At 46.9% G+C, this 15,851-nt stretch carries 20 protein-coding genes and 1 tRNA gene; 4 read left to right on the forward strand and 17 right to left on the reverse strand.

Features of this window, described 5'->3' with window-relative positions; all coding sequences use genetic code 11:
• Positions 1–11 precede the first annotated feature (11 nt).
• Together Q7R76_06695 and Q7R76_06700 are read right to left on the reverse strand one after the other, a co-directional pair.
• The gene (locus tag Q7R76_06695) at positions 12–536 is read right to left on the reverse strand and encodes a hypothetical protein (protein MDO8643234.1); all 525 of its coding nucleotides are present in this window, start codon (positions 534–536) and stop codon (positions 12–14) included.
• A 40-nt stretch (positions 537–576) separates the two neighbouring features.
• Positions 577–1,071 carry a hypothetical protein gene (locus Q7R76_06700; GenBank protein ID MDO8643235.1) on the reverse strand — a complete coding sequence of 165 codons (495 nt, stop codon included), beginning with the start codon at positions 1,069–1,071 and terminating at the stop codon, positions 577–579.
• 73 nt (positions 1,072–1,144) lie between these two features.
• Here Q7R76_06700 and Q7R76_06705 point away from each other — a divergent pair, with 73 nt between their 5' ends.
• Positions 1,145–1,528 carry a hypothetical protein gene (locus Q7R76_06705; GenBank protein ID MDO8643236.1) on the forward strand — a complete coding sequence of 128 codons (384 nt, stop codon included), beginning with the start codon at positions 1,145–1,147 and terminating at the stop codon, positions 1,526–1,528.
• Between the two features lie 45 nt (positions 1,529–1,573).
• Positions 1,574–1,726, forward strand: a complete 153-nt coding sequence (locus Q7R76_06710; GenBank protein ID MDO8643237.1) for a hypothetical protein — start codon at positions 1,574–1,576, stop codon at positions 1,724–1,726.
• On the opposite strand, the gene Q7R76_06715 is transcribed toward Q7R76_06710, so the two are convergent.
• From Q7R76_06715 to Q7R76_06730, 4 genes are all read right to left on the reverse strand, one after another.
• A complete protein-coding gene (locus Q7R76_06715; protein ID MDO8643238.1) occupies positions 1,707–2,039 on the reverse strand; it encodes a hypothetical protein in 333 nt (110 codons plus the stop codon). The genes Q7R76_06710 and Q7R76_06715 overlap by 20 nt on opposite strands.
• The gene (locus tag Q7R76_06720) at positions 2,026–2,319 is read right to left on the reverse strand and encodes a hypothetical protein (protein MDO8643239.1); all 294 of its coding nucleotides are present in this window, start codon (positions 2,317–2,319) and stop codon (positions 2,026–2,028) included. Before Q7R76_06720 ends, Q7R76_06715 begins: the two co-directional genes overlap by 14 nt.
• Positions 2,320–2,395: 76 nt before the next feature.
• The gene (locus tag Q7R76_06725) at positions 2,396–2,650 is read right to left on the reverse strand and encodes a hypothetical protein (protein ID MDO8643240.1); all 255 of its coding nucleotides are present in this window, start codon (positions 2,648–2,650) and stop codon (positions 2,396–2,398) included.
• Positions 2,651–3,018: 368 nt separating this feature from the next.
• Entirely contained in the window at positions 3,019–4,167 is a 1,149-nt protein-coding gene (locus Q7R76_06730; protein ID MDO8643241.1) for an NFACT family protein, read from the reverse strand.
• A 92-nt stretch (positions 4,168–4,259) separates the two neighbouring features.
• On the opposite strand from Q7R76_06730, the gene Q7R76_06735 reads away from it, so the two are divergent.
• The gene (locus tag Q7R76_06735; protein ID MDO8643242.1) at positions 4,260–5,582 is read left to right on the forward strand and encodes an ATP-binding protein; all 1,323 of its coding nucleotides are present in this window, start codon (positions 4,260–4,262) and stop codon (positions 5,580–5,582) included.
• A gap of 34 nt (positions 5,583–5,616) precedes the next feature.
• On the opposite strand, the gene Q7R76_06740 is transcribed toward Q7R76_06735, so the two are convergent.
• From Q7R76_06740 to Q7R76_06760, 5 genes are all read right to left on the reverse strand, one after another.
• Positions 5,617–6,285 carry a hypothetical protein gene (locus Q7R76_06740; GenBank protein ID MDO8643243.1) on the reverse strand — a complete coding sequence of 223 codons (669 nt, stop codon included), beginning with the start codon at positions 6,283–6,285 and terminating at the stop codon, positions 5,617–5,619.
• A gap of 278 nt (positions 6,286–6,563) precedes the next feature.
• The gene (locus Q7R76_06745; protein MDO8643244.1) at positions 6,564–7,562 is read right to left on the reverse strand and encodes a hypothetical protein; all 999 of its coding nucleotides are present in this window, start codon (positions 7,560–7,562) and stop codon (positions 6,564–6,566) included.
• Between the two features lie 131 nt (positions 7,563–7,693).
• On the reverse strand, positions 7,694–8,584 hold the full coding sequence (locus tag Q7R76_06750; protein MDO8643245.1) for a hypothetical protein: 891 nt from the start codon (positions 8,582–8,584) through the stop codon (positions 7,694–7,696).
• A gap of 37 nt (positions 8,585–8,621) precedes the next feature.
• The gene (locus tag Q7R76_06755) at positions 8,622–8,840 is read right to left on the reverse strand and encodes a hypothetical protein (protein MDO8643246.1); all 219 of its coding nucleotides are present in this window, start codon (positions 8,838–8,840) and stop codon (positions 8,622–8,624) included.
• A 76-nt stretch (positions 8,841–8,916) separates the two neighbouring features.
• Entirely contained in the window at positions 8,917–9,387 is a 471-nt protein-coding gene (locus tag Q7R76_06760) for an RNA-binding domain-containing protein (GenBank protein ID MDO8643247.1), read from the reverse strand.
• 51 nt (positions 9,388–9,438) lie between these two features.
• Between Q7R76_06760 and Q7R76_06765 the strand changes: the two genes are divergently transcribed.
• Positions 9,439–10,383: a presenilin family intramembrane aspartyl protease gene (locus Q7R76_06765; GenBank protein ID MDO8643248.1), complete on the forward strand. Its 945-nt coding sequence runs from the start codon at positions 9,439–9,441 to the stop codon at positions 10,381–10,383.
• 37 nt (positions 10,384–10,420) lie between these two features.
• Here Q7R76_06765 and Q7R76_06770 read toward each other — a convergent pair whose 3' ends face one another.
• The 6 genes from Q7R76_06770 to Q7R76_06795 form a co-directional block, all read right to left on the reverse strand.
• Positions 10,421–10,609, reverse strand: a complete 189-nt coding sequence (locus Q7R76_06770) for a hypothetical protein (protein ID MDO8643249.1) — start codon at positions 10,607–10,609, stop codon at positions 10,421–10,423.
• Positions 10,610–10,634: 25 nt separating this feature from the next.
• The gene (locus Q7R76_06775) at positions 10,635–10,808 is read right to left on the reverse strand and encodes a hypothetical protein (protein MDO8643250.1); all 174 of its coding nucleotides are present in this window, start codon (positions 10,806–10,808) and stop codon (positions 10,635–10,637) included.
• Positions 10,809–10,890: 82 nt separating this feature from the next.
• Positions 10,891–14,565 carry a hypothetical protein gene (locus tag Q7R76_06780; protein MDO8643251.1) on the reverse strand — a complete coding sequence of 1,225 codons (3,675 nt, stop codon included), beginning with the start codon at positions 14,563–14,565 and terminating at the stop codon, positions 10,891–10,893.
• A gap of 82 nt (positions 14,566–14,647) precedes the next feature.
• A complete protein-coding gene (locus tag Q7R76_06785; GenBank protein ID MDO8643252.1) occupies positions 14,648–14,944 on the reverse strand; it encodes a winged helix-turn-helix domain-containing protein in 297 nt (98 codons plus the stop codon).
• A gap of 32 nt (positions 14,945–14,976) precedes the next feature.
• Complete coding sequence (locus Q7R76_06790) at positions 14,977–15,555, reverse strand: hypothetical protein (protein MDO8643253.1); 579 nt, start codon at positions 15,553–15,555, stop codon at positions 14,977–14,979.
• A 165-nt stretch (positions 15,556–15,720) separates the two neighbouring features.
• Positions 15,721–15,794, reverse strand: a tRNA-Trp gene (locus Q7R76_06795).
• Positions 15,795–15,851: the final 57 nt, after the last annotated feature.

A 15,851-nucleotide genomic window follows, 5' to 3' on the forward strand; every position in this document is an offset into this window, starting at 1 on the left:
GAGAAACAGATTTATTTTCCCTTCCAGTTTATGAAGGTATCTTTCTTTTTATTGATGAAATAGACCATCAGCAGGAACGTCACCACGAGTATAATGAATCCAAGTTTGCTGCGCGTGTCAAAGTAGCGGATGGTCGCGCCAAACGTCGTTGCGATGCTTCCCAAAAACAGCCCCATGGAGACGCTGTCTTTCAGTGCAGGAATAAACACTGCCCCTAACAGAACGACGAGGTTAAAGAGGGTGATGAAAACGTACTTTGTTCCTTCATACTGCAGTTTTTCCTGCTCCCATTTCTCCTGTTCCTGCTGGTTTTGCTGCTGGCACACGCGCTGTTTTTCTGAAATGTCGCCGCGCAGCGCTTCAGTGCCGTCTTCCGGCCGCGCAGGATAGGGATATTTGTTGTAGCAGTCAATCGATGGCTGATAATAGGAATGCGTGCCGGTATATTGCGGGAAAAAGACATTGGCACCTAAGAATACCATTGGGATGTAGAGGAGAACGATGATCAACACTGATATGAGTTTGGTCCAGTTCATAAAAGTAATGAGAGCACGTTGAGATTATAAAGTTTACGCATTAGCCCAGGTGACTCACGTGGCGTTCCTCAACAGGCACCGACGCGTAGTGCCGAGTGAGAGAGTCTGCGCGAAAAAAACCGGCGGCAAGGCTTCCCGTAAGAATCGTGAAAAATTGGACAGCGCCTTTGACCGGCGAGCCTCCTTGGTAATCAGTAATTGATGCAAGCGCGGAAAGGCCCATTATTGTAAAAATACCTGCACATGCGTATTTATAGAGTGTGCGTTCGTAAAGCGATGGACGGCCAAGAAGGGCAAGCGAATGAGCAGAATGAACACTATCATGAAACGACCCCTGCACTGCACGTTGCTCAAGTGTTGACGAGGATGAAAACAGGTGAGGAGCAACAAGCCCTGAGATAGAGGGCGCCGAGTCTCCGAGCAAAGCTGCTTTTTTAGCATAGAACATTTCTTGCCAACGGGGTATTTCAGGATACAACGTGACATGAGCGCCATCGACAACGCGATGTACCGGAATCGAGCGTTTTTTAAACATAGGGACAGATACAAATAACAAGTAGATAAACATTTCGGAAAAGCTTAAATACAGAGCCAAAAAACAGATACAAATGATAAGCGTAACTGATATTGGGAATTTGTTAGATGAATTGCTTGGAGAAGGAAGTTTTTCAGAAACAAGCCCTTTTGAAATAAGTGCTTATGATACACACACAAAATTTCTCTATGCGTGTCAACTTTGGAAGAAAAAAGGGGAAGTATATATTGAGGAACAAAGACAGGTAGATTATGTGATGATAAATATGAATGATTATAAACTGAAAAGAACAAAGAATGGATGGAAAATTGATTGGCGCGACCTTAAACCATGTCAAGAAGTTAGAAAGGACAAAGAAAGAGAGCTCGAAGAGACGTATGACCACATACGAAATGCGTTGGTGCCACAACAGCGAGAGATTGGCTCGCCATCAACACGTTTGATAGAAGGAAATTAATATCATTTCAACAAAATTTAAAAAAGAACAAACAAAACATAGTTCATGCTCACCGTCTGCCCTGAATGCAAGGAAAAGCTCCATGAAGGCCAGCATAAGTTTGCTGATGGATTCTACACAATAAAATATTGCAAGCAGTGTGGGTTCCGGGAAGAGAAGCCGGAGAACATAAAAAAAGTTAAAATAAATCCTTGTTAAACTTCAGCTGCAGCGACCGTGGCCCCAGCACGCAAATCTCGCTGACCATTCCTGGCTTCACGCCGTACGCCGTAAGTTTTTTCGGCAGCAGCGCAGCGATGGATGAGCCGACTTTGATGATTTTGCGGGAGGAGTGAATGTGCTGGTTGGCTTTTTTAAGTTCCAAAGCATATTCAGCTTGTGAACGCGAGAAGGTAATCTCTTTACAGCGAGTACATTGATAGCCAGGTATCAAAAATTCCATGAAAGGAACTTCTCCAACGGTGATAGTTCCTCCACAATTACAGGGATATTCTTTTTTACGCATTTCCATGTTTCCAAAACCTCGTGATGATTCGTAGTATGTTCGGTTTTATGTCGGTGATGACAAAATATGTTTTGTTGTATTCCTTAAAATATTTTTTGAAACAAATGCGACTGAGCTTGGCATTTGATCTATGAGGAACGATGCTTCCTTCGCGAACAACGACATCAAACAAATCGATTTCCTGGATATCTGACAGCCGTTCGTAAAGCAGATGATTGCTATAACCGATCGGCACTTCTTTTCGATCGATCATGTTCAGTTTATCTTGAATCCATTGTTCTTCCATGAGTAAACCTGTTATAATATTTAAAGCTTTTTATTATAATGGCTAATTAATCAAAAAAAATAAAAAAACAAAGAATTTACAGCTTGAACAGCCGAAATCCGTGGCGGTCCCGCCCTTTTTCTTCGTCATCGTCACCCGCGTCGCCTTCCATCACTTTCTCATAGTATGATGTCGGCCGGATGTCAGTGATCACGGTGCGGTGCACCACATAGTCACCGCTCTTGCTCTTGAAAATCTTTGACTCGATGTGCGGCATCTTCGCCAGCTTTTCCTTGTTCTGCTCTTCATACTTTTCATAGGTGTTTTCATGTTGTTTTTGTTTTTTTGCCATGTGTTTACTCCGCGCAGCGAGTTTACAAAACGAGAGATACATGGATTAATAAGCGTTTCCCAGAAAAATTCGGAAGAATTCCGACACTGCCGTAATGTTTTCGGCTCGGCCGGAAGATTTGCGAAAAAGAGCCAGAAATCCGGAATTATTCCGCCCCTACCGAAACTGTTTGTTCTTTCGACGACATAAGAGAGGGGGTTATTTTGCGTAAAGCGCCGTGCCGCCGAACGTAGCGTAGGCGACACATTTTTGCTCAAGCTTTTTTGCGCTCTGAGCGCAAAAAAGATTGTTTTGGAAGGTTTTCGGCAGCGCCGGAACGCATACTCGTGGCAGGCGGACAAATAGAAACCAACGATTGAAACTGCTAACTATCCGAATCCCAACTCAATCACCACGGTGCCGTTTTTTTCGTCAATCGCCGTTACAACGTCGTTGTTTTTGTAGATTTTTTTGACCTCATCCCACGACTTCTGTTTGCGCGCCGCGGTGATGACGTCGAGAATGTTCTTGACCAGTGCATAATTGTGGTAAATCAATTCGCCTTTGCGCTGGTTTTCTTCGACTGCGGCACGGAGGTTGCCAACTTGTAATTCCTGCGCTTCAACAATTTTTTGCGTTTTCAGCAAGTCCTGATTCGATTGGACACGCTGTTTTTCTGTTGATTTTTCAAGCAGGTGCTTGGTGAACACCTCGTCGAGCCCGTGGTTGAACGTGGCAACCGGAACTGAATCAAGGCCTTCGTAGAGTTGGAAGGGAAACGGCGTAACCGCATACGGGGTGCCAAGCTTGAAGACAATGCGCGGATCAAGCGATGCGCTGCGCACTGCTTCGATACCTTCAAAGAGATGCTGGAGGTCTGCTGACGTCGCGTCAAGCGGCCGAATAGTCTTGCGCACCTGTGCTCGGATGCACATTTCTTCGGCGTACGCACCGCCGACACCGAGGTCAGTGGCAAGGGCCTTGACGATTGCGTCCTGGGTGGTATCTCGCATGAGCTGGACAAGATCCTGCGGCGTGAGGGTAAACATATTGTACCCGCGTGCAGGGATCGTGTATGGTTCGCCTTTTTTGACGCTGCGCTCTTTCCACTCCTGCACTTCCCAGGGAGACATGATAACCTCTTTTTCGTCAAGGAGAATAACATTTCCCTTGCTGTAGAGCTCAAGGGCAAGCGTGCGCTGAAGCACCTTGTTGTCTTGTTTTATTTCAAAGCCGATTTCGACGATGCGCTCAAAGCCCTTTTGCGCAACAAACGTTACTCGAGCTTGCTCAAGCTGTTTGCGGAGGTACATGCAGAAACCGTGGGGCTCCGGTGGATTTTTGAACTTTGTTGAGGTGAGATACAGCATTTTTCCCGGCAGCACGCGCAGCAAAAACTTGCCGTGTCCAGTCTTGTGAAATATGAAGAGCAGTTCTGCACGCACGGGCATGAACACTTTGTCGATTTTTGACTCAACGAGCTGCTGAAGCTCTTGGACAATAAAGGAAAGGTCCACGGCGCTGATTTCTTCTTTCATACGCTCCAGCAAGCGCACATTCTTTATAATTCTTGATTACTACTCCGTTATACTAACAAAGATTTATATGAGCAAAAAAGCCAATACGGGGTATGTATGATATTATTATCGGGCGAGATGAAAAAGAGCGGGCTAAATTCGGCACTGAAGGCACTGTCCTGCTGGGCAGGCAATACATTCAAATGGGCAGAACCACGTCGCTCGCTAATAATATCCACCTCGACGTAACCCATGCGCACGTTGTGTTTATCTGCGGTAAGCGTGGTGGGGGAAAATCGTACACTATGGGCGCGATTTCTGAAGGCATGGCAGACCTTGCGCCGAAAATAAAACAAAACCTTTCATTTATCCTTCTCGACACTATGGGTATTTATTGGACGATGAAGTACCCGAACAAACAGGATGAGCTCCTGCTTGCTGAATGGAACTTTAAGCCCAAAGCGCTCGACGTCAAGATTTTTACGCCGTATAAATATTACGACCAGTACAAAAAAGAAGGAATTCCAACTGATTTTCCATTTTCCATCAACGCGTTTGAGCTTGACGCTTCTGACTGGCAGATGACGTTTGAGATGAGCCCGAATGAACCGGTTGGTGTGCTGGTTGAGCGTATTATTCATGACCTTCAGGAAAATGGAATCCGGTTTACCGTCGATGATATTATCAAAGCACTTCAAAAGGATGAGCACACTGACCAGACCACCAAGGACGCGGCAATCAATCGTTTTCTGACGTGCAAAGGATGGGGAGTATTTGCTGAGCACGGCGAGGGAACGCCCTTAAGCCAGCTCGCCATGGCTGGTATGGTTTCGGTCTTGGATGTCAGCTGTTACGCCACTATGCCGTCGGGTTGGAAAATCAAGCACCTTATTGTTGGCCTTGTTGCCCAAAAATTGTTTGTGTACCGCATGCTTGCTCGAAAAATAGAAGAGTTCAAATCAGTCAAAAGCGCGATTCATTATTTTACTGAGGATGTGGCAAAAGAAAAAATGGACATGCCGCTCGTATGGCTGGTTATTGACGAGGCGCATGAGTTTCTTCCTCGTGAAGGAAAAAATCCGGCAACGGACCCGTTGGTCACTATTCTGCGTGAAGGCCGCCAGCCGGGCATTTCGCTGATTCTCGCGACGCAGCAGCCGGGAAAAATTCACACGGATGTCATGACGCAGTCAGACACCGTACTCAGCCACCGCATTACGGCAAAGCTTGATGTGGATGCACTTGGCATGCTCATGCAGAGCTACATGCGTGAAGGCCTTGACGTGCAACTGAACAACCTACCGCGTATGAAAGGCTCTGCAATGCTGTTTGACGACACTAACGAACGCTTATATATGATGCAGGTTCGCCCGCGGTTCACCTGGCACGGCGGCGGCTCGCCGACGGCGTTGCGGGAAGAAAAGAAAGGAGTGTAAGAAATAAGAAATTGGTAAGAGGTCGGTACGACGATTAAGAAGCGTTTAAAGAATCATTCTCATGGAACACGTTCATGCGTATCTGTTCCATATCAACACCAGACGTCCGATTTTTCAGTGCGGCAGCAATCGACTCAAATTCTCGGATTGCTTCCGGAAGCACAAAACTGAAGCCGTCGAGTTTTTTTCCGGAAAGGAAAATTTCCAATCCCTGCTGCTCGTACGTGTAGGTCGTGAAGTGGCTGAGCAGATTAAGTTTTGATGGAGCGCCATACGTCCGGTACATTTCCTCTTTATATACACGGCCAATGTGGGTGGCATTTGCGAGAAAACGGTTGAACGGCTCTTTGATCGTGATGCGTGTGAGCTTGTTGTTGACAAAGTGAAACAACAAGCCAGTATGCGGCATGGCAAGGCCTTTGTTGTATTCAAAGTTGGTAGCGTTGCCAAAATCTCTGCTCAAGTCAGGCGCGCCAAGCTTTTTGATGGCATCCTCTTTGGTGTCGCCCAGCTGAACGCCAAAAACAGAAACGTCGGTGCCTTTCCAGTCTTTTTTTGCAAACAGGTCAGTTTTGGTGAGCTCATATTTTGGCGAGGCACGCACTTCAGTGCCGCCATACGCTGGGTAGAGATTCAGGCAGCCTGACAGAAGCAGCATACTGATTAGGAGAAGAGCAATGAAAAAGGATGTGTGTTGTCTCATACAGCCAAAAACAATGAGGGGTTATTTAAAGTTTGTGCATGCCTGGTTCTGTAGAAAAGATAGGGGCAGCGCCAATTTCGTGAGCGTTGAAGCGATAAAAACTGCGGTTGCGGAGGGGGACGTCCCTTACGGGGAGGTGCCACACTCGTTCAAAAACAGCAAAGGAGCGAACCGGCGCTGCCCCCGAGCCACGCAGCGGCGAGTTTTCTACAGAGCCGCATGCCTGAACGAGAAGAAGAGGGAGAAGAAAGAAGAAGTAATAGAGAGGAGAAGGTATGCTAACACATATTTCGCGCAGTACACCACGCGCTATAGCGTGCTTGTAGTTCTTCAAGCAGCGTCCGAGACTTCGTCACCGTGCGCTTTTTGTCGACTGAACGCGTCTTCATGATGGTGCGATTGAGCGTGATATTCCGGGGTCGGCTTTCCTGATGGTAGGTCACCACATCTTGGACATTCTTTGTTGTTGCCATGCCGACTTCGTCAGGGACGAACGTACCTATGTTTTTTGGCGTGCCGAGATAACCGCTCCGGGTCTTGACGCGGGTATTTTCCGGAGAAAATTGTTGGTATTCGTCCAGCAAGGGGAAATAATTCACCACTGAGTATTCAGGCGCGTTTTTGTTGGAACCGATAAACTTGTTCTTGCAGACCAATTTTCGTGAAACATCGCCCATTTCAAGCTGAATTGTTTTTTGCGGGTCAAAATCAGTAATCCAGACGAGCAGGCGCTTGAGGCAACTCTTGGCCGGCACCCGGACAATAAGATGGTCAAGGCAACTTACTTTTGTGGCGCCGGCGTAATGGCATTCGAGCAGGTCAGTACTCATGGTCTTTCGTTCTTGATTGCAGATGGTTGCCATAATGCGCACGGCACGCTTGAAATAACCTGCATGGGTCACGGGGTCATACGTGTTGTGCTCTTTGGCAGGTGGGCTATAGCTGATGTCGTAATCATACGGCTCGAGCAGGCAATCACCTTCAGGAATCAGTAGGGGATGGGACTCCAAACGATCTCGTGGTGTGTTAATTGAAATTGTTTTTTCTTCGGTAACCGACGCAAGATCAGGAATCAGAACGGAGTACTCCTCAGTGCTGTTGTAGAAGTCGATATCCTCATACGTTTCCTCAACAGGATACGTTTCTTCAGTGGTGTACGGCACAGAGACGTAGTCCAGTGCAACTGCACCGGCAAGAAGAACCACACAGAGTGCAAGCACGATACTGATGAGAAAATGCTTTTTCCGGTGCTTCTTGTGCATCGATGGAAGACTCATGCGATACCTCTTTTTTCTATATAATTTTTATATAACTACTGGCACCAAGGATATATAAAGGTTATGGTGGAAGATAAAAAAAAGAGTAAAAAATAAAAGAAAAATAAAAGAGCAGAGAGTGGTTGTAGTGATTAGACGGTGTGCACCATGTCGGATGATTTGACGCTGTTGATGCTCATCTCCTTGAACAGGTAGCGCTCAAGCAGATTTTCAATTTCACCGTTATACACTTGCACCATGAGGGGTACGCCGGCAAACTTGTCGATTGAAATCCGAACCGTTGCGCCATCAGCGCGCTGGTATTCAACAATCACGGCAGCGCGGTTTTCCACCTGCTCGCCGCCAACAACTTGAGTGGCATAGGGAAGTGAAAAAAGCCAGTCACGGGGCAATACGGTTTTGTAATCGGCATATTCAACCGTGAATTTTTTGGTGCGGTCTCCGCAGCGCTCCTGTTCATGCGACTCGCAGTACGCTTCAGCAGTCTGTGTCGATGAATCAAGGTAGACCGTGTCAAAGTAGGTGCGTTTGTCCCATCTGTTGGGCTCGTACAACTTGATTTTCACTTTCGAGCCCTTGACAAGATACTGGTCACGAAGCAGGTTCCAGTTTTCTGAAGTTGCATAGTAAAAACTGTAGCTGGCTGCTTTTTTGAAGCTCTCGATAAGATTTGCAACGCGCTCGTCTGCATAGCCCGACGCAGAGGCGGTGTAGGGAGATGGAGAATCAGAAGGAGGTGGAACAGGCGGAACTGGTGCAGGCGATGGTTGTGGTTCAGCAATGACCAGCGCAGGTGGTTCTTCAATTAGAATGGGAGGTGTATGTGGTTGTTCTGCCGGTGCGGCTTCAACAGGAACCGGTTCTTCAACGGGAGCCACCGGTTCAGGTACTGCTACAGGCGCAGGCACTGCGGGCGTGGGTACTTGTTTTTCTTTAGGAGTAAACGAACAGCCGCTGAATAGGAGAACAGCGCACAGGAAAATAACAAAGATACCAAAATTATTTTTGATTGATCGTTTCATTGATTCATCACCCAGTATTTTTATCAGCGTTGGTCAGTCAGCGTTTTCGGTCAAGCGCAAGGATGTCTTCAACCGGCGCGCGTTCCATGGATATGATGCTGGCAACACACATGATGCCAAACACCAGCATGAATGAGAAGGCAAAACTGGGAGAGAGTTTGCCAAAGTGATAATAGAGCGCAGAGAGGAACAAGCCAAGGATTGCCATGAAAAAAAAACTGCTGGGCAATGGCGCGGCATGGAAACGTTCAAGCATGAAATCACCTTTTCTGACATAGACAGGAGGTGTGGTTTTATATAGTTTTTGTTCTTGAATAGAAAAAGGAAAAAGATTACCGAGCCAACAGCATATCAACCACTTTTTCTGCTGCTTCTTTTTTTCGAGGAAATGCCGCCAGCGCGATCTTGAGGTGGAAACACGAGCCGCCGTCGGTCAGCAGCACATCATCACGAAGCAGGTGGGTTTTGTCGAACCGGACATAGAAAAACATGCTGTCGTCAATGCGGGATGATTTCTGGCGGCGAAGCAGTTCCTTGTCTGACGGCGAAAGAATAGTGGAGAGGTGGGTGAAAAAGAGTTTGAGGTGCTTTTGTTTGAGTATCACGAGTTCAAGGATGATTATTTTTTTCTCATTGAAGCCCGCTGCAACGGTTCGTGTAAGCGTGACCAACTCTTTTTTTTCAGTTGGAGCAAAACAGTCTTCAAGAAGGCCGGAGAGGTTTTTCAGCGCAGTGGTGATAGCTTGCTCTGATTCTCCTTCGTTGACAAAAACACTGAGTTTTGCGTTGTGCGCGTACTGCATACGATTGGGGAAATCTAAATATTTAAATAGTTTAGCCCTGTGGAGAGGATTATGAAGCATTCTCTGTATATAACGCTGATTATTATTGCATTATTTGTCATCACCCAGTTTGTTGGCTTGATGACGGTCAACCGGCATATTAAGGTAGAAACGAGTGAAACCGGCGAGACGATTATTGTCCATCCGGAAACCGTGCTCGGCCAACCGTTGGTAGTGGAAGAGAGCCAGAAAAGCTATTCATTTATCTACATCAGTATGGGCGTGCTGCTCGGCACACTGCTGATACTTCTGTTCATCAAATTCAATGTGCAGACCGTCTGGAAGTACTGGTTTCTGCTCGCGGTCATCAGCACGCTTGCGGTTTCATTTGGCGTGTATGTGAATTACACTCTTGCAGGTATCGCAGCAGCGGTGCTCGGATTATGGAAAGTCTTCAAGCCCAATGTGTGGGTGCATAACCTCACGGAAATTTTTGTGTATACAGGCATTACGATTATTTTCCTGCCAATTCTCAATTTGACGTCGGTGATTGTGCTGCTGCTGATTATTTCATTGTATGATATGTTCGCGGTGTGGAAAAGCAAGCATATGATAAAAATGGCACAGTTCCAGACCAAGGCGAACGTGTTTGCGGGATTGTTTATTCCTTATGCAAAGCCAACCGGATCTGTCAGCACACAAACTGCGCCTGCTAAAGGAAAGAAGATGCCGAAAACGATACCGATGCAGCAGCAGACAAAAAATGCTGTGCTCGGCGGCGGGGATATTGCATTCCCGTTATTGTTCTCATCCACGGTGATGGAACATTTAATCAGGAACATCGGCATGGTTAAGGAAGTGGCGTTGGGGGTAACGGCTATCATCACGGCAACCACAACGCTCGCGCTGTTCTTGTTGCTCTACCTTGCAAAAGAAGACCGATTCTATCCGGCAATGCCGTTTGTAACGGCGGGATGCCTTGCCGGATTGGGAATTATTTGGCTTTGTGTTATTTGAATTAATAGAAGTGTGAGATAGTATCGTTTAGTTATTTCTATTTACTCAACTTCCAATACCAAGAACTCATTCCGATAGCCCCAGCCACCGCAATCATGCTCAACGAGCGGGGAACGGACCATGTGCCAACGATGATGTCCCATTGGTAGACAAGTCTGAGAATATGAAGAAAGGCAATGATTCCAAAGATGACTGCGCCAATCCGTAATGCTGTTTTTTGGGCCATGAGAAAAAAAAGATAAAAAATAGATTTACATATTTTTACTGACGTGGCACAGGCCCCATAGCAGGAACGCAACTGTCCACCAGTTTAGGTTCCACCAGCTTGCCCAGCCCCAACCGAGGTCTTGTGCAAGGTACAGCACGCCCACAACGAGCAATGCCCATCCTTTCCAACCTGGAGATCCACACGTGTCTTTCTTCATAACAATCACCTTCTTTTTTTATTATTGATTGAGTATATACGGGAGGTTGTCCTTTAAAAAATTTGTGGAAAAAGCAGGTGTTTTAGCTTGTCCTAACATTCACGCCTGCCATTCGCTGAGACGTGGGGTAGGTAATGATAAGGTCATTATGGGTATCCCGTGATGAGCCCAGCACAAACAGCGCGCCGTAGGTGGTCATGCCTTCAACTGTTTTCGCGGCTTTGTTGTACGTTGTATTGAGATTGGGAAGCGTAATTCCAGCAGCGCTGCCCGACACGGCAACGCGGATGGTGGTTGTTTCATCTTCTGTTCTGTTTTCAAGATAGCGTTTCGGCGTGCGCAGCACCACATCAACGGTTCCGCCAGCTCCTCCAAGCTCAAGCACGCCATTGCCCGCAACATTGATGTTGACTGAGCTGCTGTCCAGCGTGCCATCAGCGTTCTGGTCAACTACCACTCTGTTGTTGTCCGTGTTGACAAAGAAGGTATATGACTGGCCGCCAACCATGAGCGTGCCTTTTTTGCCGCCCGCCTCAACCGCGCTGAACGTGGTAAAGTGCTCAACGCTGAATGTCAAGGTGTTGTCTTTGTAGCGAACATCTTTGCATTGTCTACAAATAGAGCCATCAGCAAGCAACGATGGATTTTTGAGGGCAAGATTTTCAATGGTCAAGATGGCTGGCTTGTTCAGCTCAGGAACAGCAACAACATCAACCGTGACTGTGCCTGAACTGATTTTGACTGTGCTGTCAAAGTCAATGCCGCGCGCGTCGATGGGTTCGAGGAAGTGCACGCCGCCTTTGCCGGGCACGGTAAGTTTCAAATTTGAAACACTCTTCAGCTGCTCGTCAGCCATTTCATGGAGGGGTGTAGATTCTGCATTTCTGAAATTCTCGTTTTTGAGGATCGATGTGTTTGCAGAAGTGTTTGCGGAAGGTGCCGGCGCAGATTCTTGCACGGGCTCGACAGGTGCGTCAGGAACAACACCATCACATAGTTTTTTCGCTTCATCACGCGCTGGAATCATTTTGTTGAAATAGACATCGTGCGCCTGTCGATATACATCATCGTATTGCGATTTTGCAGCGGCGTCTTTGTAGCCGGATGCCTGATACGCGTCCCACGCTGTACGCACTTGGGGAACAACAGATTCGTATTCCGCTTTTAGTGCAAGATAACTCTGTTTCGCCTCGTCACATTTTTTCTGTTTGTCTTTTTGATCGAGATCTGTTTTTGAAGGACACGCAGGGCCGTATGTTGATGGTGGGGGGATTTCATACAAAGGATTGACACATGTTTCTCGTGTCAAATCAGTCCGCACTGCATCCGCCGATGACTCACAATTTCCGCCTTCGAGCGGGAAGTAAAACCGCGTGCCGTCAGCCAGTGAAGGACAATATTCGCAGCAGGTGAATGTATCATTTGGTGACGTATCAGGTGGTGTCTGTGGTGATGAGTCCAGTGCAGGAGGAGTGGTAGTAGAGGATGGTGGAGTAAGAGAAGGAGATGTTGCGGGAGGAGATACCTCTCCACCTGGTAATTGTGCAGGCCCCATTCCATGCGCAGCGTTCCAGGTATCAATATCCTGTTGGAGTTTCGGCAGGCATTTGTTTTTATATTCTGAAAGCAGCCGCTCCTGCATGGCGTTCATGTCCCCCAGCTTTTCGCCGAGTTCGTTGCACAAGCGATTCACGGCGCCGAGCATCTGCTGATAGTTCGTGCATTGCTGCAGACCAGGGGGGATGTTCACGCTGTTTTTGCAGCGCGCTATTTCTGCTTGAATGGCTTGGGACGACCACGGGAATGCTTTTTCGACGACAAGGAAGTTGAAAAATTCAGAGCAGAGCGAAAAGGTATTTGCACCCCAGAGTGTCATGAAGAGTTCGCCGTTGCGCTCGGTCACGCCAATATCGCCAACCATATTCCCCAAATCAGTTTCAATTATGCGCAGGTTTTGGTCGCATTGCTGTTTGAATTTTTCTTGCTGTATTTCTGCTTCAATCTGTTGTTGGCGCGCGGCATTTTCTTCCGGCGTGCCAAAGTAGCCGCCTTTGTTATCTAGTACAGGATCAGGTTCAACTACCGGCGGTACTGGTTCAGGAGGAGCCAGAGCAGGTTCAGCAACGGGCGCAGGTGATGGCTCGACAGCAGGCTCTGGTTCTGGCACTGCAGGTGGCGATGGTTCAGCAACAGGAATCGGTTCAGGAGCAGGTAGGGACACAGGTTCAGAAGGTGTTGATTCTTTTTTTACATCTCCTTCTGCGGTCTGGAATCCGATAAGTGTTTCCAGCGGCACTTTAATTCGGTTCAGCCCGACATAGTCGTCAAACAGCGATGCAAACGCACCAGTGGGGAACAGCGGCACACTTTTGGTCCCAGTACTCAAGTCGGTAAATACCGCGTTCTGGCCGCTGATGCTCTCGAACTGGAGCACGTGGGTGGTGCCCTTGCCCTCATCACTTCTGCTGGTGACAATAAAATAATCATTCTCGTCGATATTGTAGTCGGATGCGTTTGCCCCTTCAGTAAAAATCAGGTCGTTGCGGTCAGTACCGTACCGAAGATTTCCACCAGTGATGGTGAGCAGGGGAACGGTGAATGAGAGGCCGGCATTGTTCGTGAACAAAAGGCGATATCCGCTGCCGGATGCGTCGAACTTTACCATGCTACCGGATACCGGACGCGCAACGCCAAGCGTACCAAGTCCACCGTAGCGGATGTCCCATACCGACGACAGCAGACCGAGTGGATTGCGCAGGTGTGCCATGATGCTGCTGCCCGACGCAACATACACATCACCATTCGTCATGTCTGCAGCGCGGAGACGGTAAGCAATGGAATCAATGGTAAAATGATTGCCGGTTTTCACCGCGCGAATTTTTATTTTGCCGTCGTTTATTTGTTGGCTGTTCACCACGACGCTGCCCGTGGTGAATTTGTCGTCGGTATAATCGGTATCTTCAAGAATAACCGAACGGGCACCGCCGAATGCAAGAATGACATGATCCCCAACGCCGCCCTCACCGGCTTCGTTGGTGAGAAGAGTGTTGATAAGAATGTGTACGCCGTTGTTGAGTATGATGAGTTTTTTCGCTTCAAGTGGCTTGCTCGTCTGGCCGTTGATGTTGAGTACCACACGGGGCGTGGCGTCGTTTGAAATCGTGACAACTGTAACCGTGTACTGCACACCGTCAATGAGGAGTGTTTCGCTTTTTCCCTCCTCGATTGTTTTGGTGACCGCACCACCGGAGAGCCGCAATCTCAGGTTATTGCCCGTCACCACGGCTTGGGTAACGGTAAATTCCTGGCCGAGCAGGAAGAGTTTTTCGTCGTCAATGTCCTTGAGCTGGTTGTGGTCGTCAATGGTACTTTGCAGGCCTGATGAAAAGGAAACACGATATTCAAAGAGGTCATCACCTTTTTTGCAGTGGAGAAAATTGCTGGTCTCGCCCTCGTTGTTCCTTCCGAAAATAACGCTGCACGCCTCGATGGGATCAGAGGAAGCTTGGTCACGGAAGACAATGTTCTGGCTGTACGTTGTTTTGCCGTCGGCATAGATGACTCCATCTGCAAGCCCATCCCATGTTTCTTGTGTGATGGTGCGGTACTCATCGCCGATGTTTTGGTTCAGCTGGAGATTGAGGCTCAAAAGGCCGGTGGGGAGAAACGAAGACGGCGCAAATGAAAACATGCCAGCGAGGATGAGAAGTAGAACTACCAGAAGAATAGTATTTCCATCACCTCTTTCTTTTCCCATAACGATAAAATTAATTTTTGTATTTTTAAATGTTGTCACAAATAATGAGAATTAATTAATCTTTGACTGAACATACTATATATTATACAGTTATGGCTGTTAGTTCTGGAGGAAGATCCTCTCCCATATCGTGATATATACTGCTTACAATACGCCTGCCATCCTGAGAAAGTGAATATTTCGATTCTGAACATACAATTATTTTCAATTCTTCTAATCTTTTAAGTTTTTCCTTAATCGCTTCAATAGAGATTGAGAGATTTTTTTGTAAATCTTGTACTGTGACGTTTGGATTAAATTCAAGGAGGTAAAAAAGTATTTTGAGTGTGTTTACATCGCCCATTGCTTTAATCCATTCATCAAATTTGAGAGTGACCATTTTCTTAATAAAGGATTTTTTACTTATAAAGTTTATGCTTCTCCAGAAGGTTTGCCCTGTCCATTGAGTGACATATAGACTAACCTAAAACTTTCTCTTATGGCTATTTTGGTTGCTTTGTCAATCATGTCTGCATCATCCTTGCAAAAGTAGATCCGTGGAAAATATAGTAAGTAAGTGTCTATTGACAAGGCACGTTCTAGAAGTTCAGAAGTTTCTTTGACAAAGAGATAAGTCTTTTCCTGGATATTTTTGTCACCAGCAATTAAAATATTTTCGCCAATGGCTCCTGCACCACATGATTTTTTGTTCTCAAGTTTTAGTATTACCGGATATCGCTTTAAAGCTTGTCTCTCGTTATGGATATGATTTCCTTCTCTTGAAACTTCTTTTAAGGGTATTGCTGAATAAAATTGAGTGCGTAAGTTTTCAATTACTTTTTCCATTACATTAAGTTCTGTGTTATCTGATGAGTGGTCGCCCAAGATCAGAATTGGCACTGTTCGCGTCAGTAGCCTTACCTGCCTATGTGTATCAGCCCACCAATCCGTTTCTTTAGCTACTAGTTCATTTAATCTTGCGTTTTTCTGTTCTTCTGTTAAGTCAGCCATAAACATCCTCGCTTCGCTCGGAGTCCCAGCGCTTCGCGCAACGACCAACCGCTAATCAGTTAGTATCCCCTATTTTTTTATTTTTTCCGTGCGCGGAGCGCTGTTTCCGCCGGAGGCGGAAACTCGTCGTGCACAACAGTTTTTTGCGAAGCAAAAAAATGTTGATGGGGACGGAGGGATTCGAACCCTCATTCATCGCTCTGGAGGCGATTGTTCTAGCCAGGTTATACTACGTCCCCGATGACAACGAAGAGAAAGATAATGGTATATAAAGCTTTTTGAGTCCCATAAAGAAT

The organism is Candidatus Woesearchaeota archaeon, from assembly GCA_030651375.1.
Taxonomy (GTDB): domain Archaea; phylum Nanobdellota; class Nanobdellia; order Woesearchaeales; family UBA12501; genus JAUSFM01.